17 protein-coding genes and 2 rRNA genes (1 of these 19 running past the window's edge) are annotated in these 21658 nt (G+C 45.5%); 12 read left to right on the forward strand and 7 right to left on the reverse strand.

All coding sequences use genetic code 11. From position 1 onward, the window contains the following. Positions 1-1606, forward strand: a 23S ribosomal RNA gene (locus ABXT60_RS04855); it begins 1283 nt to the left of the window's first position. A gap of 192 nt (positions 1607-1798) precedes the next feature. Beyond that, positions 1799-1914: ribosomal RNA gene (gene rrf / locus ABXT60_RS04860) — 5S ribosomal RNA — on the forward strand. A gap of 108 nt (positions 1915-2022) precedes the next feature. On the opposite strand, the gene ABXT60_RS04865 is transcribed toward rrf, so the two are convergent. The 3 genes from ABXT60_RS04865 to bhcA all read right to left on the reverse strand — a co-directional run bounded on the left by ABXT60_RS04865 (position 2023) and on the right by bhcA (position 4267). Beyond that, a complete protein-coding gene (locus ABXT60_RS04865; protein WP_443631622.1) occupies positions 2023-2607 on the reverse strand; it encodes an SAM-dependent methyltransferase in 585 nt (194 codons plus the stop codon). Positions 2608-2611: 4 nt separating this feature from the next. Further along, a complete protein-coding gene (locus tag ABXT60_RS04870; RefSeq protein WP_443631623.1) occupies positions 2612-2968 on the reverse strand; it encodes a rhodanese-like domain-containing protein in 357 nt (118 codons plus the stop codon). 129 nt (positions 2969-3097) lie between these two features. Further along, positions 3098-4267 (reverse strand): L-aspartate--glyoxylate aminotransferase BhcA, encoded by a 1170-nt coding sequence (gene bhcA, locus ABXT60_RS04875; RefSeq protein ID WP_443631624.1) that lies wholly within the window; start codon positions 4265-4267, stop codon positions 3098-3100. A gap of 272 nt (positions 4268-4539) precedes the next feature. Between bhcA and ABXT60_RS04880 the strand changes: the two genes are divergently transcribed. Beyond that, on the forward strand, positions 4540-5352 hold the full coding sequence (locus tag ABXT60_RS04880) for an IclR family transcriptional regulator (RefSeq protein ID WP_443631625.1): 813 nt from the start codon (positions 4540-4542) through the stop codon (positions 5350-5352). Between the two features lie 76 nt (positions 5353-5428). On the opposite strand, the gene ABXT60_RS04885 is transcribed toward ABXT60_RS04880, so the two are convergent. Next, positions 5429-6295, reverse strand: coding sequence for a LysR substrate-binding domain-containing protein (locus ABXT60_RS04885; protein ID WP_443631626.1), 867 nt, complete (start codon positions 6293-6295; stop codon positions 5429-5431). A 118-nt stretch (positions 6296-6413) separates the two neighbouring features. On the opposite strand from ABXT60_RS04885, the gene phnA reads away from it, so the two are divergent. The 8 genes from phnA to ABXT60_RS04925 all read left to right on the forward strand — a co-directional run bounded on the left by phnA (position 6414) and on the right by ABXT60_RS04925 (position 16912). Beyond that, a complete protein-coding gene (gene phnA / locus ABXT60_RS04890) occupies positions 6414-7661 on the forward strand; it encodes a phosphonoacetate hydrolase (protein ID WP_443631627.1) in 1248 nt (415 codons plus the stop codon). 12 nt (positions 7662-7673) lie between these two features. Next, entirely contained in the window at positions 7674-9125 is a 1452-nt protein-coding gene (gene phnY, locus ABXT60_RS04895; protein WP_443631628.1) for a phosphonoacetaldehyde dehydrogenase, read from the forward strand. Between the two features lie 42 nt (positions 9126-9167). Next, positions 9168-10292: a 2-aminoethylphosphonate--pyruvate transaminase gene (gene phnW, locus ABXT60_RS04900; protein ID WP_443631629.1), complete on the forward strand. Its 1125-nt coding sequence runs from the start codon at positions 9168-9170 to the stop codon at positions 10290-10292. 309 nt (positions 10293-10601) lie between these two features. Next, positions 10602-12650, forward strand: a complete 2049-nt coding sequence (locus ABXT60_RS04905) for an ABC transporter substrate-binding protein (protein WP_443631630.1) — start codon at positions 10602-10604, stop codon at positions 12648-12650. Positions 12651-12757: 107 nt separating this feature from the next. After that, the gene (locus ABXT60_RS04910) at positions 12758-13762 is read left to right on the forward strand and encodes an ABC transporter permease (RefSeq protein WP_443631631.1); all 1005 of its coding nucleotides are present in this window, start codon (positions 12758-12760) and stop codon (positions 13760-13762) included. 5 nt (positions 13763-13767) lie between these two features. Next, a complete protein-coding gene (locus tag ABXT60_RS04915) occupies positions 13768-14916 on the forward strand; it encodes an ABC transporter permease (RefSeq protein ID WP_443631632.1) in 1149 nt (382 codons plus the stop codon). Beyond that, positions 14913-15920: an ABC transporter ATP-binding protein gene (locus tag ABXT60_RS04920; protein WP_443631633.1), complete on the forward strand. Its 1008-nt coding sequence runs from the start codon at positions 14913-14915 to the stop codon at positions 15918-15920. Before ABXT60_RS04915 ends, ABXT60_RS04920 begins: the two co-directional genes overlap by 4 nt. After that, positions 15917-16912, forward strand: a complete 996-nt coding sequence (locus ABXT60_RS04925) for an ABC transporter ATP-binding protein (protein ID WP_443631634.1) — start codon at positions 15917-15919, stop codon at positions 16910-16912. The genes ABXT60_RS04920 and ABXT60_RS04925 overlap by 4 nt, the downstream gene beginning before the upstream one ends. Positions 16913-16949: 37 nt before the next feature. On the opposite strand, the gene hisN is transcribed toward ABXT60_RS04925, so the two are convergent. Then, complete coding sequence (gene hisN / locus ABXT60_RS04930) at positions 16950-17720, reverse strand: histidinol-phosphatase (RefSeq protein WP_443631635.1); 771 nt, start codon at positions 17718-17720, stop codon at positions 16950-16952. A 268-nt stretch (positions 17721-17988) separates the two neighbouring features. Here hisN and ABXT60_RS04935 point away from each other — a divergent pair, with 268 nt between their 5' ends. Then, positions 17989-19557 (forward strand): alkaline phosphatase family protein, encoded by a 1569-nt coding sequence (locus ABXT60_RS04935; protein WP_443631636.1) that lies wholly within the window; start codon positions 17989-17991, stop codon positions 19555-19557. A gap of 23 nt (positions 19558-19580) precedes the next feature. Here the strand turns inward: ABXT60_RS04935 and gcvA are convergent, their stop codons facing one another. Further along, positions 19581-20459 carry a transcriptional regulator GcvA gene (gene gcvA / locus ABXT60_RS04940; RefSeq protein ID WP_443631637.1) on the reverse strand — a complete coding sequence of 293 codons (879 nt, stop codon included), beginning with the start codon at positions 20457-20459 and terminating at the stop codon, positions 19581-19583. 8 nt (positions 20460-20467) lie between these two features. Beyond that, the gene (locus tag ABXT60_RS04945; protein ID WP_443631638.1) at positions 20468-21646 is read right to left on the reverse strand and encodes a M20 aminoacylase family protein; all 1179 of its coding nucleotides are present in this window, start codon (positions 21644-21646) and stop codon (positions 20468-20470) included. Positions 21647-21658: the final 12 nt, after the last annotated feature.

Genomic DNA, 21658 nt, shown 5'->3' on the forward strand with positions numbered 1-21658 from the left:
CCGGAAGACCAAGGTTTCCTATCCAATGCTAATCAGGGTAGGGTGAGTCGGCACCTAAGGCGAGGCTGAAGAGCGTAGTCGATGGAAAGCAGGTTAATATTCCTGCACCACTCAATATTGCGAAGGAGGGACGGAGAAGGCTAGTCCAGCGCGGCGTTGGTTGTCCGCGTTTAAGCGTGTAGGCTTGAATCTTAGGAAAATCCGGGATTCTTTAAGGCTGAGGCGTGATGACGAGGTCCATTAGGACTGAAGTGGTTGATGCCATGCTTCCAGGAAAAGCTTCTAAGCATCAGATATTGAGTGACCGTACCCCAAACCGACACAGGTGGTCAGGTAGAGAATACCAAGGCGCTTGAGAGAACTCGGGTGAAGGAACTAGGCAAAATGGTACCGTAACTTCGGGAGAAGGTACGCCGCTGTTGGTGATGGGACTTGCTCCCTAAGCTGATGGCGGCCGAAGATACCAGGTGGCTGCGACTGTTTATTAAAAACACAGCACTGTGCAAACACGAAAGTGGACGTATACGGTGTGACGCCTGCCCGGTGCCGGAAGGTTAATTGATGAGGTTAGCGCAAGCGAAGCTTTTGATCGAAGCCCCGGTAAACGGCGGCCGTAACTATAACGGTCCTAAGGTAGCGAAATTCCTTGTCGGGTAAGTTCCGACCTGCACGAATGGCGTAACGACGGCCACACTGTCTCCACCCGAGACTCAGTGAAATTGAAATCGCTGTTAAGATGCAGTGTATCCGCGGCTAGACGGAAAGACCCCGTGAACCTTTACTATAGCTTCACAGTGAACTTTGAACCTATTTGTGTAGGATAGGTGGGAGGCTTTGAAGCGGTGACGCTAGTCATCGTGGAGCCAAACTTGAAATACCACCCTGGTATGTTTGAGGTTCTAACTCAGGTCCGTAATCCGGATCGAGGACACTGTGTGGTGGGTAGTTTGACTGGGGCGGTCTCCTCCCAAAGAGTAACGGAGGAGCACGAAGGTATGCTAATCATGGTCGGAAATCATGAGGTTAGTGCAATGGCATAAGCATGCTTAACTGCGAGACAGACGCGTCGAGCAGATACGAAAGTAGGTCATAGTGATCCGGTGGTTCTGAATGGAAGGGCCATCGCTCAACGGATAAAAGGTACTCCGGGGATAACAGGCTGATACCGCCCAAGAGTTCACATCGACGGCGGTGTTTGGCACCTCGATGTCGGCTCATCACATCCTGGGGCTGAAGCCGGTCCCAAGGGTATGGCTGTTCGCCATTTAAAGTGGTACGCGAGCTGGGTTTAGAACGTCGTGAGACAGTTCGGTCCCTATCTGCCGTGGACGTTTGAGATTTGAGAAGAGTTGCTCCTAGTACGAGAGGACCGGAGTGAACGAACCTCTGGTGTTCCGGTTGTCACGCCAGTGGCATTGCCGGGTAGCTACGTTCGGACAGGATAACCGCTGAAAGCATCTAAGCGGGAAGCCCCCTTCAAGATGAGATCTCACAGGAGTTTAACTCCCTAAAGAGCCGTTCAAGACTAGGACGTTGATAGGTTGGGTGTGTAAGCGCGGTAACGTGTTGAGCTAACCAATACTAATTGCTCGTGAGGCTTGACCATATAACGCCAAAAGCGTTGTACAAGCTAATATGAACGCATGAGAGTGTGTGATTATGAAGTACAAACAATTAAGTTTACGATAGAAGTACGATGGGTAAGCCCTCGGTAAGCGCAAGTTGTGTAATACCTAAACGAAGACATATCACAAATTCAAGGATGGCGATTTAACGATCTTCATTCACCTTTTTATTGCTTGGCGACCATAGCGAGATGGAACCACCTGACCCCATTCCGAACTCAGAAGTGAAACGTTTTAGCGCCGATGGTAGTGTGGGGTTTCCCCATGTGAGAGTAGGTCATCGCCAAGCACCTCATTCAGTACTAAAAAACCCCTAGCCTTAATCAGACTAGGGGTTTTTTATTGCGCGTAGAAAAGTAAATAATTAATTAGGTGTGTGTTTCAGACGCATAACGATTTAACGCACACCAATTACTTGGACGACTGCTCCCTTACCAGTATGGCCACTACCCTCATACACATCACGAATCATTTCTTGGTTAAGGTCAAGACGCAAGGGGATAAGCTCAGTAATGAGCTGCGCACTTTGCATTGTCAGCGCGGCCACTGGAGGGCCACCTGTTTTAAGTTCAAGTTGTTTGGGAGTGTAAGCCTCTAGCAGCAAAACGCCGCCAGTGATTAGGGCTGGGTATATTTTTTTGTGGAGCTCCTGGCGTAGTTGAGGGGGTAGATGGCAAAAAATGGAAACAATGCCATTCCACTGCTCTGTGCCTAAGTCATAGTCTGCTAAATCTGCGTGCACAGTAGTAATTGTTACACCTTTAGCTTTGGCAAGTTGTTGGGCTTTTTCTAAACCTACTTTAGAGCTATCTACCGCTGTAACATCGTAGCCTAAACCTGCCAAGTAAACAGAGTTCCTGCCTTCTCCATCAGCTAGACACAAAACCTTTTTACTGCGAAGTAGGGCAACATTGTCCTGCAAGAACTCATTAGGTTCAGTGCCAAATAAGTAGTCTTTATTTGCGTAACGTTGATCCCACATAAACTTATGATTCCTTCGTTAAAGCGCGATAGGCCATTCTGCCACCGCTAATAAACATCGCGTTATTATAACCCATGTCTCGCAAGGCGGCTGCAGATAACGCGCCTCGGTTATTAGCGTTGCAATAACAAATGATAGTGGTGTTTAAGTTGGGAATGATGCCTTCAATGTTCATTTCTAACCGACCTCGACTGAGGTTGATTGAACCGATAATGTTGGATTTTTCGTGTTCTTCTTGGTCACGGATGTCGAGTAAAATAGCCCCTGCACCAACGAGTGTATCAACCTGGCTAGGTTCCACTGCGTCAACGCGAGCCATTGCCTGATCTGACAGGGTTTGAAATTTTTCAGTGTAAGCCATTCGTTATCTCATCAGTTGTATCTAATTTTTAATATTAGCTAAAACTAATTAAAATAACAAGTCTGTGATTAGAGTAGCTGCTTAGGACAGCCACTCTAATCACAGACCTGGTTACTATTAGTAGCTGGGTTAATTCACGCCACGCTGATAAACGCTCTGCGCCGCTGCAACTCCAGAACCTAATACAATGTCATATCCCAGGTCTACCATCACCATCTCTGCGGTGGCGATACCAGACAATGCCATCACATCGGTCATTGCGCCTAAGTGACCTATACGGAAAAGCTTGCCAGCCATTTCTCCTAAGCCGCCGCCAAAAGATACCCCATAAGCGTTATAGGCATGCTGGGTAATTAAATTAGAATCTTTGCCTTTAGGCACCATAATGGCTGTTACAGTGTCAGAATAAAGTTCCGGGCTTTGGGCACATAGGTCTAGCCCCCATGCCTTAACGGCGGCTCTCACCCCTTCTGCAATGCGATGGTGGCGGGCGTATACGTTAGACATGCCTTCGTTAAGTAATAGGCTAACGCTAGCTCTCAATCCATTAAATAGCTGTACTGGCGGTGTGTAAGGGTAGCTACCAATTTTATTGGCATTAGCCATGTCGTTAAAATCAAAGAAACAGCGTGGTAAGGTTGCCGTATGTGTGGCTGCCATGGCTTTAGGACTTACCCCTACGATGGCAAGACCAGTGTTCAGCATAAAGCCCTTTTGGGCGCCAGTAATTGCAATATCTACACCCCAAGCATCCATTTGGAAGTCCATGCTGGCTAGCGAACTTACAGCGTCTACCATTAACAAAGCGCTATGGTTGGCATTATCGATAGCTTGGCGTACCCCATGTACATCACTTTTCACCGCAGTAGCTGTTTCATTGTGAGTGACTAACACCGCTTTGATGTCACCTTGTTGGTCGGCGTTTAAACGACGGGCGAACTCGTCAACGGGGGCACCTGTTCCCCATTCACACTCAATTACCTCAACATCTAAGCCAAAGCGCTGGCATAGGTCAATCCAACGTTGGCTGAACATGCCATAACGGGCGATGAGAACCTTGTCTCCTGCACTCAGTGTATTGCTTATAGCACCTTCCCAGCCACCAGTTCCAGTAGCAGAAAAGATCAGCACTTGGCCTATTTCAGTGTTAAACACTTTTTTCAGGTCGTTAAGTAATGGGATATAGTCATCTGCAAAGTCTGGGGCACGGTGATCAAAGTTACTGATGTTCATCGCAGCTTTTAACACATCAGGGGTGTTAGTTGGGCCAGGAATAAATATGGGATTTTGATGTTGCATATTAACGTCCTCTTTGACTTTTATTGGACCTCCATTTTGACTATAACTATTGGATTAAACAATTTTTTTGGAAAATAAATCCATAACGCCTTTAATACAATTAAGTTATTGAAAAATAGGTAATTAAATTATTTCATTTTATATTTTTTATTAAAAATGGAAAATTAATTTTGCTTTGTTTATTGTTTATTTAGTAAGGTGTGCACAGTATGTGGCTCACAGGCTTGGGTCTGGTAAAGGCCTCGACTCTAGTATTTACATAGGAGATAAGTGTGATTGAAGTTAAGCGTGGTCGTGGGCGGCCAAGATCAGAACCCTCACTGGCTAATGTATTAACAGTTCAAGCCTTAGAGAGAGGTATATTTTTGCTGCAAGCATTAGCGCAAAATAGTGCTGTGAGTTTAAGTGACTTGGCTGTGCAGGTTGGTATGCCAGCGTCTAGCGCCCATCGTTTGCTAATGACACTGCAGCAACATGACTTTGTGGACTTCGATGAGAACACCCAACTTTGGCAAGTGGGTATTGAAGCGTTTCGTGTGGGTAGCGCCTACTTGACCAGAACTAATTTTCTTGACGCAGCGCGTGAGCCACTGCGCAACTTAATGCAAGCCACAGGTGAGACCGCTAACTTAGCCGTAATGGATAAAGCGGAAGTGGTATTTGTGGCGCAAGTAGAAACGATAAACCCAGTTAGAGCTTTTTTTAGTGCAGGCACGCGAGCCTTAATGCATGCTTCAGGCATTGGTAAAGCCTTGTTAGCACAAATGCCAAAACGTAAGCTGGAGTTATTATTACAAAGTGCAGGGCTACCTCAATATACACCTCAGACCCTATCTACTCCCGCAGAACTTTATGCCGACCTCAAAGCTACAGCCAATAGAGGCTGGTCTTATGATCAAGAAGAGCGTTATGAAGGCATGAGCTGCGTAGGTGCCGCAATCCGCAATGCGCAGGGTGACCTTGTAGGAGGTATTTCTGTATCGGGACCTAGTGTGCGATTTAACCCACTACAGGTGGCAGTGATTGGGTTTAAGGTGAAGGCAGCAGCTGATCAAGTGACCTTAACCTTGGGCGGTAAGGTTTAGCTTGGGTGGCACTAAGGCCTAATTAATGACTAATTAAGACATTACCTAGCATCATAGTATTTGTCCCAATGCTAACTTATAGTGGTGTTATTTTATCGATAAATGCCTTAATAATAGGAACCATTTTAGCTTCTTTTAAGCACACCAAATGCTCTATTACTTGCAGTTTAGTATCGCGGATAAACACCGGTTGTATGCGGTTGTCTAAGGTTAATTCGCCTGCTTGTATAATGCCCACACCTAGCCCAAGTGCCACAGCCTCACGCAGGCCCTCGCTGCTGCCAATTTCCAATACGTGTTGGCTGACAATTGTTTGGCGATGTAACTCTTGTTCAAACAATAAACGCGTATAAGAACCTGCCTCACGAATAATAAGTCGTTGATCTTCAATTTCAGCGAGTGCTACATTGCGACGTTTTGCCCAAGGGTGGCCTTTGCCGACAAAAAAAATAATGTCATCTTTGCGAAAGGGAATGGAGATCAAACGCGCATCATGGCCAGGTTCCGGCATAATGCCAATATCTACCTGACCTTCAAGCAGCTGTTTAATAACCCATTGGGTATTGCCAAAATTCATACCCAATCTAATGCCTGGATGCTGACTCGAAAATTCTTTTACCAAGGGCATTATTAAAAAAGGGCTGTCTGCAGCAATACGTAATTGCCCACTTAACATGCCTTGAGAGCTAGACAATAATTGTTTGGTTTCCACTTCCATGGCGTATTGTCGCCGTGTGAGCTCCAGCAGCGAACGCCCCATAGCAGTGAGAATAACACCCCTGCCATGGCGTTTGAATAATTTAACAGCGTAACGTTCTTCTAAAGCGCTCACGTGGTCTGACAAGGTAGGTTGGGTTAGATGCAGGCTGGCTGCTGCTTTGGTAAAGCTGCCTTGAGTTGCAACTGCATGAAAAGCTTTTAAGTGAGAATAATTGATAGACAATACCTATATTAATTATACAAAATATCGATTTGATCTTTATATTGCCTGTCTTTTACACTGTTTGGAATAGCCAAAATCCTGAGTTTATGTTTTAAGATTATTTTATAGAGAAAAGTTCATGACAACTAGACAACAAATTGAAGTAAATGGTCGTGTTTATAAATGGCCTGATAGGCCTGTGGTAGCGGTATGTATTGATGGGTCAGAACCCGCCTATATTGAAGAAGCGGTTAAGGCAGGGGTAATGCCTTGGACAGAAAAAATAATTAATAGTCAAGGATCAGACTTACGTTGCGATTGTGTGGTGCCAAGCTTTACCAACCCCAACAACATGTCAATTGCCACGGGTGTGGAACCTTCTGTGCATGGCATCTGTGGCAACTTTTATTACGACTCAGAAAATGATCGTGAAGTGATGATGAATGAGCCACACCTGCTCCGTGTAGGAACCTTGTTTAGTGCCTTTCAACACGCTGGAGCGAAGGTGGCTATCGTCACTGCTAAAGATAAGTTACGCAAAATGTTAGGCCATGGCCTAACATTTGGTGATGGCACTGGGGTCTGTTTTTCTTCAGAAAAGGCCGACTTAGCAACACTTTCCGATCATGGTATTGATGGCGTTGTTGAGCTTGTGGGTAAGCCAGTTCCCTCGGTCTACAGTGCTGACTTGTCTGAATTTATTTTTGCCGCAGGTGTGAAGTTAATGGACACTATGCGGCCAGACATTATGTATTTGTCGACCACGGATTATATTCAGCATAAATTTGCGCCAGGTAGCGATGGCGCTAATGCATTTTATGCAATGATGGATGGTTATTTTGCTCAACTAGAGGCCTTGGGTGCTCGTATTGCCCTCACTGCTGATCATGGCATGAATGTGAAACATGGCGTAGACGGTGATCCAGATGTGATCTATTTACAAACTGAATTAGATGCCATGTTGGGTGTTAATGAAACCAGGGTGATATTGCCTATTACTGATCCTTATGTAGTGCACCATGGTGCGTTGGGCTCCTTTGCTACGGTTTACCTTAAGCCAGAACATAGAGCCAAAGTATTGGCTCATTTGCAGGCTATGGAGGGTATTGAAGGGGCCTTTGACAATGCCGCAGGCTGTGAGAAGTTTGGTTTGCCGACTGACCGAATGGGTGATGTGATTGTTGTCAGTAGTATAAACAAGGTATTAGGCACCACTTCTGAGCGTCATGATCTATCTGGTTTAGATGTTCCTTTGCGTTCTCATGGAGGTATTTCAGAACAATGCGTCCCTTTGATTGTTAGCCAAACTGTGAGTGGCATCGATGCTGATAAACGCCTACGTAATTTTGATATATATAATGTCGTGCTTAACCATGTGCACGGCTAGGAGCCAAAGAAAATGAATATGATTAACCGAGCTTTACCCGAAGTACGCCAGGAACTCATGCGCATTGCAGGTCGTAAAGTATCTGGTGATACGGGTAAAACCCTAGATGTGCATTACCCATACACAAACCAGGTTATTGGAACGGTACCTAGGGCCAGCAGAGCCCAAGTTGCTGAAGCCTTTGCTATAGGTGCAGCCTACAAATCTGAATTGACACGCTATGAACGGCAACAGATATTATTTCGAACAGCGGTAGCACTGGATGCCAGAAAAGATGAAATCTCTGACCTCATCACACTTGAAACTGGGCTCTGCAAAAAAGACTCTTTGTATGAAGTAGGGCGGGCTTATGATGTGTTTATGCTGGCTGGCCAAATGTGTATTCAGGATGATAGCCAAGTTTTTTCGTGTGACCTAACGCCCCATGGTAAGAAACGAAAAATATTCACTTTGCGTCAGCCGTTAAGAGTCATTTCTGCCATTACACCATTTAACCATCCACTTAATATGGTGGCGCATAAGATTGCACCAGCCATTGCAACCAATAACTGTGTCGTGTGTAAACCCACAGAACTAACGCCTTTGACGCCTTTGTTGTTGGCCGATATTCTTTATGAAGCGGGTTTGCCAGTAGAAATGTTATCCATGGTTACAGGCCTACCAGAAGATATTGGTGACGAAATGATTACCAACGAGCACATAGAACTAATTACCTTTACTGGCGGTGTTCCTGTGGGTAAACACATTGCTAAAACAGCTGGGTACAAGCGCCATGTGCTCGAACTAGGTGGCAATTCACCTTTGATTGTTATGGAAGATGCAGACTTAGATAAAGCGGCTGAGCTTGCTGTAGCGGGAGCGACAAAAAACTCAGGACAACGCTGCACTGCGGTTAAACGTATTATTTGTATCGACTCAGTAGCTGATGAGTTTGTGTCACTATTAGTGCAAAAAGCGCGCAAAATAAAATATGGTGACCCCATGGATCCCGACACAGATCTTGGCACTGTAATCAGCGAAGCCTCAGCTAAGTTGTTTCAAAAAAGGGTTCTTGATGCCGTCGATAAGGGTGCACAGTTGCTTTACGGTAACGATAGGCAAGGTGCTCTGTACTCGCCTACTGTGTTGGACAATGTGCCCTATACCTGTGAGTTAGTGCAAGAAGAAACCTTTGGGCCACCCATCCCAGTGATTCGAGTAAAAGATATTGATGAAGCTATCGCAGTGGCCAACTCAACAGCGTTTGGTTTGTCAGACGGTGTGTGCACCAATCGCTGGGACTATATTCAGCGGTTTATTGAAGAGCTTGATACCGGCACCGTCAATATTTGGGAGGTGCCAGGTTACCGCATAGAAATGTCGCCATTTGGCGGTATTAAAGACTCTGGCATGGGTTACAAAGAAGGTGTGATCGAAGCCATGAAGAGCTACACCAACCTAAAAACCTATTCATTACCTTGGTGATCAAATTACTAAGCCGTTGTTGGCCTAGTTTGGAGTCTATTTATGCAGGGTACAGACCTTAATAAAGTTGTAAATCCATATTTGTTGTTAACCCCGGGGCCACTGTCTACGACCCACAGGGTAAAGCGGCAAATGCTGCGAGATTGGTGTACTTGGGACAAGGATTACAATCAAATAGTGCAGCAGATCCGTAACCAATTGGTCAACTTAGCGACGTCTCAGCCTGGCTATACAGCCACCTTGATGCAGGGCAGTGGTACCTTTAGCGTGGAGTCAACTATTGGCTCTGTGATCCCTGTAGATGGAAAGCTAGTGGTTTTAGTTAATGGTGAGTACGGACGTAGAATTGATCAAATTGCTAATAAATTAGGCATTAGCACAGTGGTAATCGACAGTGGCGAATTAGCTGATGCAGACCCACAGGCACTGGACAAAGTTTTACGAGAAGATCCACAGATTAGTCATGTGGCTATGGTTCACTGTGAAACGACCACGGGCATGCTTAATCCGCTCAAAGCCATAGGCGAAGTTACTCAAAAACATAATAAGGTATACATTGTTGATGCTATGAGTAGCTTTGGTGGTACCGCTATCGACATGGCAGAGCTACACATTGATTTCTTGGTTAGCAGCGCCAACAAGTGTATTCAAGGTGTTCCCGGGTTTGGTTTTGTACTCGCTAACTATACAAGTATGACTGCCATAAAGGGTCTATCACGTTCTGTTAGCTTAGATTTATACGACCAATGGCGATGCATGGAAGATAATCAAGGCAAGTGGCGTTTTACCTCACCTACGCATGTAGTGCGAGCCTTCGCGGAAGCTCTAAAAGAGCTCGATGGAGAAGGAGGGATTGCCGCAAGACAACACCGTTACAGTGAAAACCAAACCACCTTAGTCACGGGGATGCTGCGCTTAGGGTTTAAACCCTTGTTAGATGCCAAACTGCAATCGTCTATCATCACCTCGTTTCATAACCCTCAACACCCTAATTATAACTTTAATACCTTTTATGAAGTGCTCAAGGAAAAAGGCTTTGTGATCTACCCAGGTAAGGTGTCTCAAGCAGACTGTTTTCGCATTGGCACCATAGGCGACGTATGGCCAAGTGACATAGATAAATTTATAGAGGCAGTTGAAACCTCGATGTATTGGAATACTGATTAGTTTAATTCATCAGAGATATTATTAAATTCCAATTGCAGTTTTGTATTCGTTCAATTAAATTATGGACTGTACGAAAGATGACTGGCAACCTAACCAGGGGCGCAGGATGCGCCTAAAAGGTATCAAGTAAGCAGGCAATGCCAGCACTATATTAATGGCATTTCAACTTTGATGGGTTGTTAACAATCCCTTATTGCTACTTTGACATATTGCTGTCATATTGTTTTGGCACAATAAACTTGTCACATTAATGCCGAACATAACTTGGCTTAATGACTTTTTATAATAATAACGTGTAGAGGAATAACTATGAAGACTTTCATTTATCCTGTAGCTACCTTGCTTGCTTTAGTAGTGAGTAGTGCTGCAACTGCGGCCAGTTGCCCGCCTGTCACTGTGGCTGATCCCATGGGTATTGGCCAAGGTGCTTTTCCGCAGCAATATGAGTTAGTTGAATTCGAATCAATCGGCAGCTGTACCATGTCCTTTAATGGTAATCCACAAGCGGCTGCACTCAATGCCCGTATTAGGGGTAATGGCTCATTGCCTCCACTATCTAAGCGACTGCCTTCAGAACCATTGGTAGTAGCTCCTTACGATTCCATTGGTTCTTACGGTGGAACGCTAGATGCGCTATCGAACGCGACGGAATCAGGCACTTCTGACTTTATGTCAACCCGCCATGTCAACCTGGTGCGGTATTCTGACGATTTGACAACGATCGTTCCGATGATTGCCAAAGGTTGGCAATGGAACAGTGATTTCACCCAGTTGACGTTCTTCTTGCGCGACGGTCACAAGTGGTCGGACGGCGCACCGTTCACTGCCGAAGATGTTAAGTTCTGGTATGACAACATCGCTACGGACAGCAACGTTCGTGAAAAACCCAAGGATTACGTTCTTGTTGGTGGTGAAGTTATGGACCTTGTCGTGGTTAACCCGACAACAATTCAATTTAACCTCCCAAGCCCAAAACCGGGTTTGCTATCGCACTTTGCCAACCACTATGCACAGGGCTTTCAGCCTAAACACTTTCTTGGTCAGTTCCATCCAGACGTAAATTCTGGTGCAGACGCGCTTGCGCAGTCCTATGGCTTTGAAAACGGCTATGCTGCCATAAAAGGTTACTATGGTAACTCTGATTGGATGGACACTCCGACACCTATGCTGGCCCATCCTGATCTAGTTGCAGGTCTGCCTGCGGATACAGTGCCAACTCTGGAAAGCCATATTATCACCCGGGAAAATACCGAAGGGCGTCACTTAGTGGCTAATCCTTATTTCTTCCAGGTTGATACTGCGGGCAATCAGCTGCCATACATCAATGAGCAGGATGAGTTGTTTGTGGGTGAGCGGGAAGTTCGTCTTTTGAAGCTAGTTAACTCCGAAGTTGACTATAAGGCTCAGTCGCTGAACTTAGATTACGCGCCCCTACTTCTTGAAAACCAGGAAAAAGGCAACTTCACAGTTGACCTAAGACCTGAAATTGCCATGAGTACCTTCTCGTTCAATGTGACGTCGGCAGATATGGAAAAACGGAAAGTGTTTGGTGATATCCGTTTCCGTCAGGCGATGTCAGTTGCAATGAACCGTGCGGAGATCAATGAAGTGGTCTACTTCGGTCTTGGTGCACCTCAGCAGTATACTGCATTCGCGCCTTCACCTAGTTTCATCAGTGCAGAAACTGAGCAATCTTACGCACAGTTTGATCCAGATATGGCTAATGCTCTGTTGGATGAAATGGGTATGCTTGACGTAGATGGTGATGGCATGCGTGAATTGCCAAATGGTGATACGCTGGTGCTGAATATGCAAATTGCTACCCAGGGTGGATCTCTCAAGTTGGTTGAGGTTGCGGGTCAAAACTGGCGTGACGTGGGTATCAACAATACGGTGAAAGAAGTGACAACGGATGAGTATCGTTCTGCTGCGTCTTCGAACAGCCTTGATGTTACCTATTACGCGAAGGGTCAGCCACTTGCTGTTATCCTAGGTATTTCGGAGCTGTTTCAACCACCATTCGACAACTACTTTAACCACACATCAGGCATGTTGTGGGGGCAGTATGTTGATACAGATGGTGCTTCGGGTGTGAAACCACCTCAGTGGGTCTATGACTCAATGGCGGGTATTGATGCCTTCCAGTCTGCAATTGCTGGCTCTGACGAGTCTAACGCAATTGGTAAAGCTTTGGTTGATACAGTGGTAGATAACCTGCTGTTCATTGGTACAGTGAAAGCAGTTGCACCGATCTATCACAGTAATAAGCTGAAGAACTTTGCTGACTTCAAAACTCAGTCCTATGCGTACTACCGGACCTATCCGTACCGTGCGACACAGTGGTGGTTAGACGAGTAACCCGGTTACTTTGAAATAACACCCCCGCGGGTAGTCTATTCTGCCCGCGGCTTTTTTATAAACGAGCTAACATAGCTCGAACGAATTCTCCGGGGATACAATCCAACATGTTGCAATTCTCCAAATTTTTCGCTGTCAGAGCTATGCTAGCCATCCTCACTCTTGTGATGGTGTCATTTATAGTCTTCACTCTGATGGAACTTGTTCCAGGCGATTGTGCCGAACGGTATGTAGCATTTAAGAACTCTCAAGGATCCGTGATTACACCGGAAGATATCCAAATAGAGCGTGTACGCTTAGGCCTAGATCAACCCTATGTTCAACGCTGGGGCTCATGGATTATCAACGCCTTTCAAGGTGAATATGGCAATAGCTGTATCCTCCGCGTCGATATTGCACAACTTTTGGGGCAAAAATTTTGGCTGAGCCTTGGCCTTTGCCTATCTGCTTTATTGCTTGCTTACCTCATTGCGATTCCTGTTGGAATCATTGCCGCAACGTCTAAAAATGCGGTTTTGAATAACTCTTTACGTCTGGTTAGTTACTTGGGTTTGGCATTGCCTAACTTTTTGTTGGCCTTGATGATTATGTTGTTTTCTACGGTTTACTTTGGTGATAGTTTGACGGGGTTATTTTCTAAGGAATACCGAGATGCCGCCTGGTCCACAGATCGTGTGATGGACTTTTTAGGCCATGCCTGGCTGCCCATCTTTATCCTTGGTTGGTCGGCAACGGCATTTGCAATTCAAACCGTGCGGGCTTTAATGTCAGATGAAATTGGTAAGCTTTATGTGACTGCAGCAGCGGCGCGAGGGGTTTCTGGCCGTCGATTATTAATGCGCTACCCAGCCCGGCATGCGCTGAGCCCTATTATTAACTCGGTAGGATTTGACCTTAACCGTATCTTTAATGAGTTGCCTATTGTCGCCTTGATTCTAACTCTCACAGAGGCTGGTTCTCTGTTAATTGAGGCACTGGCTCGCTCAAACGACCAACAACTTGCTGGGGCTATCATTTTTATGTTGACGGCGAGTATTGTGGCGCTCAACTTTGTGACCGACATCATTCTTGCGCTGACTGATCCGCGTATTCGCCGCAGTATTGTAGGATAATGGACATGACTAATATTACAAATACAGCCTCGTCCACCAATCAACAGCTCAAAGAAGCCTATTTCACCGCATCTCAAGGGCAGCTGATCTGGCAAAGATTTAAACGTAATAAATCTGCTTTGGCCGGCGCATGGGTGTTAATCATCCTGATTCTCTCTGGTATATTTTCACCTTTTTTGACGCCTTATGATGCCACCATTGCAGGCCGAGATAAGGGCTACCTCAACGGTGCACCTCAAGTGCCTTCCTTTTGTGATGATAATGGCTGCTCCGTAAGGCCGTTTGTCTATACCTATGAGCGATCCCGCTCATTCAAGACTAACTTTCGCTGGGTGAGCGAAGAGAAAGTTGAACTAGAGGACAGACGTTATCTGACCTTTTTTAGCAGAGGTATGGAGTACACCTTCCTTGGAATAAAATTTGATCGGCACTTGTTTGGTGTGGATAAGGGTATGGTGCATATTTTTGGCACGGATTCTACAGGCAAGGATATATATTCTCGAACGCTAACGGCGATTAATACCTCCATGGCAGTGGGCACAATAGGCGTGTTGATTGCGTTTTTCTTGGCTTTGGTTATTGGTGGAGTGTCAGGGTACTACGGTGGGAAAATAGATTCTGTTCTGCAAATGGTAACAGATACGGTAAGAACCATTCCCAACATTCCGTTGTTTATGGCATTGGCTGCATTTATCCCCGACACGTGGAGTTCTGAAGAAAGGTTCTTCTTTATCTCACTTGTGCTTGGGCTGATTGGTTGGACAACATTGGCACGACGCATCCGTACCCACCTGTTAAGCGAACGAAACCAAGAGTACGTTCTGGCAGCACAGCTGTGTGGAGCCTCGCCAAGTCATGTGATTCGACGACACCTGTTGCCCAGTTTCACCAGTTACATCATTGTTGATTTGGTCATTTCGTTTCCCTATATGATCTTGTCAGAAACAGCGCTTAGTTTTATTGGGCTGGGTTTGAAAGATCCTGTGAATTCCTTAGGGGTAATGCTGCAAAACGTCACTAGTGCTGACGTCTTATTGAACTACCAGTGGTATTTTATTCCAGTCATATTCTTTATTGTTTTGGTGCTAGCATTCGTCTTTGTTGGTGATGGCTTACGAGATGCTGCTGACCCTTACGCGGATACTAACAAATGACCCGTTTACTTGATGTAGAAAACCTCACCCTTGATTTCGATACGGATGAAGGTCGTATAACTGCTGTTGATAATGTTTCATTTAGCCTAGAAGCTGGTGAAATTATGGGTTTAGTAGGCGAAAGTGGTTCTGGCAAATCAGTGACTGCTAAGGCCCTAATGAAACTCAATGCGAGTAACTCGATCTATGGGGGAGATAGTAAAATCACTTTGCATTTGGCTAATGGCCCAGTAGACATCATGTCCTTGCAGACAGCCAAAGAATTACAGGTGGTGCGTGGCGGTGCTATCTCCATGATTTTTCAAGAACCCATGGCAAGTTTTGCGCCAGCCATTACTATTGGTGCTCAAATGGTGGAGCAGTTATTGATCCACACAAGTATGAGTGCCCTTAAGGCACAAGAAGTGTCTATAGAAATGCTTGATAGAGTGGGTATTTCTGATGCTAGTACCCGATTTAAGCAATATGCATTTGAGTTGTCTGGCGGTATGCGCCAAAGGGCAATGATTGCCATGGCACTATCTACCAACCCTAAGCTACTCATTGCTGACGAACCGACCACAGCGCTAGATGTGACTATCCAGGCACAAGTCATAGATCTAATGAAGGATCTAGTGAAAGATTTTGGTATGGGCATTGTGTTTATTACCCACGATTTAGGTGTTATTGCCCAAACTGCAGATACGGTTGCGGTGATGTACCTTGGCCGAGTGGTTGAAAAAGGCCCTGTGCGCCAGGTTATTGGCAATCCGTCTCACCCCTATACTCAGGGTTTAATTAAGGCGTTACCTCGATTAGATGATCTAGATTCTCCATTAACACCTATTCCAGGAGATATACCATCGCCCTTGGAACGCCCAGATGGCTGTGTTTTTAGTACTCGTTGCAGCAGCTTTTTGGGTCCTCAGTGTAGCGTTGATGTGCCTAAGTTTACGCCTATTTCCCATGACCACATGGTGGCTTGCCACATCTACCAGCAAGATCAGCAAGGAGCCTCAAAATGAAGCAAGATACGTTAATTTCTGCTACCGATGTGTCTGTTCACTACCCTATTAGTGGAGGTAAGCTGTTTGGCCCAAAGCCCGTTGTGCGAGCAGTTGAAAATGTCACTCTAAACATCACCAAAGGGAGCTTTTTTGGTTTAGTGGGTGAGTCGGGTTCAGGTAAAACTACCTTGGGCAGAGCGATGCTCAAAGCTGCGCCCATTACCAGTGGTATTGTTAATTTCAATGATGGTGAAGTTAACTATAGCTTATCCAATATGGATGCTAAAGAACTCAAAGACTACCGAACTCGGTCACAATTAATATTCCAAGACCCTTATGCAGCATTGAGCCCGCGTATGACCGTAAGGGATATTATTGCAGAACCCCTCGAAATTATGAAGCTGACGTCATCAAGGGAAGAAACTGACCGAAGAGTGCGAGAAATTGCAACCAAATGCCGCTTAAACCTTGAACACTTGCGCCGGTTTCCCCATGCTTTTTCTGGCGGACAAAGGCAGCGCATCTCAATTGCACGGGCTTTGGTGTCAGAACCTAAATTTGTGGTTGCTGATGAAAGTGTTGCGGCACTTGACGTGTCTATTCAGGCGGATGTGCTCAATTTGTTGAAAGAGATTCAACAGGAGATGGGCTTAACATTTTTATTTATTAGCCATGACCTTAGTGTTGTTGCACACATCTGTGACCACGTGGCAGTGATGTATTTTGGTCGGTTGGTAGAAACAGCACCTACCCGTGAATTATTTAACAACCCTCGCCATCCATACACTAAAGCCTTGTTGTCTGCTATTCCTTCTCTTGATCCAGACGCAAAGAGCCTGGCCCAAAAATTAGAAGGGGAGATTCCATCACCCACTAACCCGCCACCTGGGTGCAAGTTTCAAACCCGGTGTCCCCAAGCCATAGATATTTGTCGGCGCGACGAACCTCAACTAGAAAATATTGGGGAGGAACATGATGTGGCATGTCATCGCTGGGAAGAATTGATTTAATAAGTGAGATGCAGGCTCTAAGGGCCTGTCGTTAAAATTAATGCGAGTTAAGTAAATGTAAGGCCGCTTGATGCAGTTCAGGCGTCGCTGCAGCTACAACAAGACCATCCCAGCCCTCTTCTAACATGTTGCCTTGCCAGTCTGTAATAACGCCACCCGCTCCCTCTACCACAGGAATCAGCGCCATGATGTCGTAGTAGTGTAACGAGCCTTCCACCACCAAATCAATTTGCCCAGAAGCCAGTAAACCATAGCTATAGCAGTCACCACCAAAACGACGCAGGTAAACTAAACGACTCAATTGTTCAAATTTATCTAACTGGGGCGTATCAAACATTTCAGGCTCCGTGCAATAAAGAGTGGCTTGTGCCAACTGTTTAACATGTGAGACGTGACAGGTTTTTCCATTATGGGTGGTTTTTTCACCCATAATGCCGACCCAACATTCATCAAGAATAGGCATGTCAATCACCCCTAATTTAGGCCGGTTATGGTGGGTGAGGCCTATTAAAGTGCCAAAAGTTGGCATGCCTGAAATGAAACTTTTAGTACCATCAATAGGGTCTATGACCCACTTATAAGCAGCTAAATTTTGCTTGGAGCCGTGTTCTTCGCCAATAATCCCATGATCGGGGTGACGTTGGCTGATAATTTGGCGAATTTGGCTTTCTACAGTACGATCTGCTTCGGTAACTGGGCTGGCATCCGCTTTAGACTCCACTATAATGCGTTGACGATAATAGCGTTTAATAGTCTCCCTAGATTGTTGTAAAGCCTGTTCAATAGTAGTTAAGAAACGGTTTATCATTGTAGCTGGCCAACTGACGACGCATTATTAATAAATTGGTAATAGGGTCTGTTTTTTTTCTTGAAGGGTCAAACGTAAATATCTTATGGTTCAAATTAGAATAGGTAATATGTGGCAGAAAAGCCGATTAAAGGCCCGTTTTAGGGGCCTAATTATGTGCCTATTAGTATATTTCATCATGAGTATTATTAATTTTTGATTACGCAATAACACACTGTGGTTTATATTTTGCGTCATTAAGGGTCATCAATCTAGAGTGCAACTAAACATGATTAAAAACGTATTGTTTATTACTGCTGACCAATGGCGGGGAAGTTGTCTTTCGGCCTTGGGTCATGCGGTAGTCAAAACACCTAACCTAGACAAATTAGCAGCGTCTGGGGTGCTATTTTCTCAACATTATGCCCAATCTACCCCTTGCAGTCCCTCCCGTGCATCAATACATACCGGTATGTATTTAAAAAATCATCGGGTTTGCAATAATGGCACTCCGCTGGATCGGCGGTTCACCAATATAGCCCAGGAAGCTCGGCAATGTGGTTTCGACCCCGTTTTATTTGGTTATACAGATACTGCCCTTGACCCACGCGACTTAGGCGAAAATGATCCCCGACTTACAAGCTATGAAACGGTACTGCCCGGTTACAGCTTAGGGCAAGGGTTAACTGAAGCGCCACTTGCTTGGGTACAGTGGTTAGCCGATAAAGGCTACTCGACCCCAGAAGATGATCTATGTGGTGAGGTTTATCGTCAGTTTGATGATCAACATAAGGAAGATAAGCGGGGCGTAGGTTACCTGCCTGCACCATACGGTGCTGAACACACAGAAACTGCCTTTCTTAATGAAAAAGTAATGCAATACATCGATTCGAAAGAGGGTAACGCCTTTTTCATACACCTGTCTTGGTTGCGTCCTCATCCACCATTTTTAGTGCCTGAGCCTTACCATAGTATGTATCAACCTGCACAGACAGAGCCACCAATAAGGCACTATAGCCTGGCTCAGGAGCAGGCTCAACACCCTTATGTTAAGTTTTTAATTGACGAAAAATTAGCCCAACAGCCAAGTTATGGTGAGTCTTTGTTGCCCACTATTAATGACGAAGACCTGCAGCAACTTAAGGCCACTTACTACGGTATGATGAGCGAGGTAGACGCACAAATGGGGCGTTTATTAGATTTTTTAACCAAGCGCAATTTATTGGAAAGTACTTTAATTGTATTTAGCTCTGATCATGGAGAGCAGCTGGGTGACCATTACCTATTAAGCAAATTAGGCTTTTTTGACCAGTCTTATCACATTCCTTTGATTATTCGTGCACCAGGTTCAAAATGGGATGAAAGTCGCGGTACACAGGTCTCAAAGTTTAGTGAGAATATTGATCTAATGCCCACCATACTAGATCTTTTAGGCGCCACACCGCCGGTGCAATGTGATGGCTTTAGTCTCAGGCCATTTCTTGAGTCTACGTCTGAGTTTGCTTGGCGTACTTGCGTGCATTGGGAATATGACTTTGGTGATGTATTACAAGGCAACCCCGAGCATCATTTTGGGCTTTCCTTAGATGAGTGTTCTTTAGCAGTGATTCGTGACTATAATTATAAGTACGTGCACTTTAATCAGCTACCCGCACTGTTGTTTGACCTACAAAATGACCCAGGTGAACTCAATAACTTAGCCCAACACCCAGATTACATTGGGGTGACCCTAACTTATGCGCAAAAGATGCTTAACTGGCATATGCGCAATGAAGACCGAAGTTTAACGGGATGGCTTTTCCATGAAAATGGTCCATCTGAGCGCTTGCCCAAAGATCGCAATACGCAACCACGTTAGCGTGGAGCATGGCTACTGGTGGTTTAACTTATATGGCACTGTTGCAATAACCAGTGCTTAAAATCGGCCACATGGGGACAGGTGGTTAGGTCAGATTTGGTAGTGAGCCAATAGCCACCTTGGCTGGTTAAACGGATGTTAAAAGGTTCTACTAAAGAGCCATTGGCAAGTTTGTGATTGACGATAGGGGACCTAGCCAGGGCAATGCCAGACCCATGGATAGCCGATTTTAAAGTGAGCATAGACTGATCAAAACGATGACCTAACTCAGAGTTAACACCTATAACGCCAGCATGGGCTAACCACATGGCCCAGTCCTCTGGGTAAAAGTTAATGTGCAATAATTTGTGATTGGCTAAGTCGGATGGTTGCAACAAAGGCTCGGGGCCTGCCAACAACTCTGGGCTGCAAACTGGAAATATTTCTTCTGCAAATAGCAACGTACTGTCGCTTTTGAGGCAAGGTTCCAGTAAATACCGAATTTCAATATCAAAGGCATCAGGGAAAAAACCAATGTCGTTATCTTGGGCTGACAAATGCACATCAATACTGGGGTGTTGCTTTTGGTAATCCGCTATTCTTGGGAGTAGCCACTGTACGGAAAATGACGAAGGGGCTTTAATATTAAGATGCGTCGATGTTTTATCAGTAATAATTTCCTTGTAACCTTGTCCTATTAAGTCGAACGACGTGGTTAACATAGGTAAATAAGCCTTACCTGCGTTGGTCAGTGCTAGGCGCTGATGAGCACGATTAAATAGGTTTAAACCCAGGTAATTTTCTAGAGTTCTAACTTGGTGACTAATGGCTGCTTGGGTTACATTAAGTTCTGCAGATGCGGCAGTAAAGCTTAAATGCCGAGCGGCAGCCTCAAATGCTTTCAGCGCATTTAATGGTGGCATTCTTCGATTCACACCACACCCGCTTCGGCATTTAACTCTTGCTGTACTAAAGTCACCCAGTAAGCCGTGCCAGTTTCTAGAATGTCGTCATTAAAATCATAGTGGGGGTTGTGTAACATACAGCCCCCTACGCTATCAATGCCATTACCTATAAAAGCGTAGCAGCCATCTTTAACGCGCAGCATACTGGAAAAATCTTCAGAAATGGTTTTAGGGCGGCAGGCTAAATCAACCGACTTTTCACCCAGCAAAGAGAGCGCCGCTTTGCCTGCGGCTTGGGTTTCCTTCGCTGTGTTAATGGTGGCCCAGAATACGCGCTCGTAGGTGTATTCATGCTCAGCACCGTGGGCCTGACAGATGCCTGCTACCAGCTGCCCCATGCGAGCTTCAATAATATCTTGCACCTCTTCAGAGAAACTGCGGCAATCGCCTGTGATGGTAACTGTACTTGGAATAACATTAACCGCACCATCAGTAATGAACTCGGTTGCGGAGACTACGGCTTGTTGCTCTGGGTTTATACTGCGAGAAACAATAGTCTGTAGCCCCAGCAAAATTTCGGCACCAATAACGAGCGGGTCAATGTGGTGGTGGGGTTGTGAAGCGTGACCGCCACGGCCTTTAATGACAATTTTAAAATTGTCTTCACTTGCCATTACCCCACCCGAATTCATCGACATGTGGCCCGCAGCCATGCCGGGCATGTTATGAAGGCCATAAATGGCTTGCATGGGGAAACGTTCGAATAACCCATCGTCTATCATGGCTTGGGCGCCTGCGCCGTGTTCTTCATCGGGCTGGAATATAAAATAAACTGTACCGTCAAACGTTCCATGTTGAGCCAATTCTTGGGCAGCACCCAACAACATAGTCGTATGACCGTCATGACCACAGGCGTGCATGCGTCCATCATTAAGAGATCTATGAGAAAACTCGTTAAGCTCTTGAATGGCTAATGCATCCATGTCGGCTCTTAATCCAATGGCCTTACTAGAGGTGCCCTTGCGTAATTCAGCAACGATACCTATCTGGCCAACACCTTCATGCACGACAAGACCAAACTCAATGAGTTTTTGTATTACAAAAGCAGCCGTATCAAAAACTGAGAACTCAGTTTCAGGGTGCTGATGCAGGTGACGACGCCAAGTTTGCATCTGTTCTTTTGAAGCTTGAAGGAGTTGAGTCATCGGTGAGCTTTT

The sequence above is a fragment of the Candidatus Njordibacter sp. Uisw_056 genome, from assembly GCF_047730085.1.
Taxonomy (GTDB): domain Bacteria; phylum Pseudomonadota; class Gammaproteobacteria; order Pseudomonadales; family Balneatricaceae; genus Njordibacter.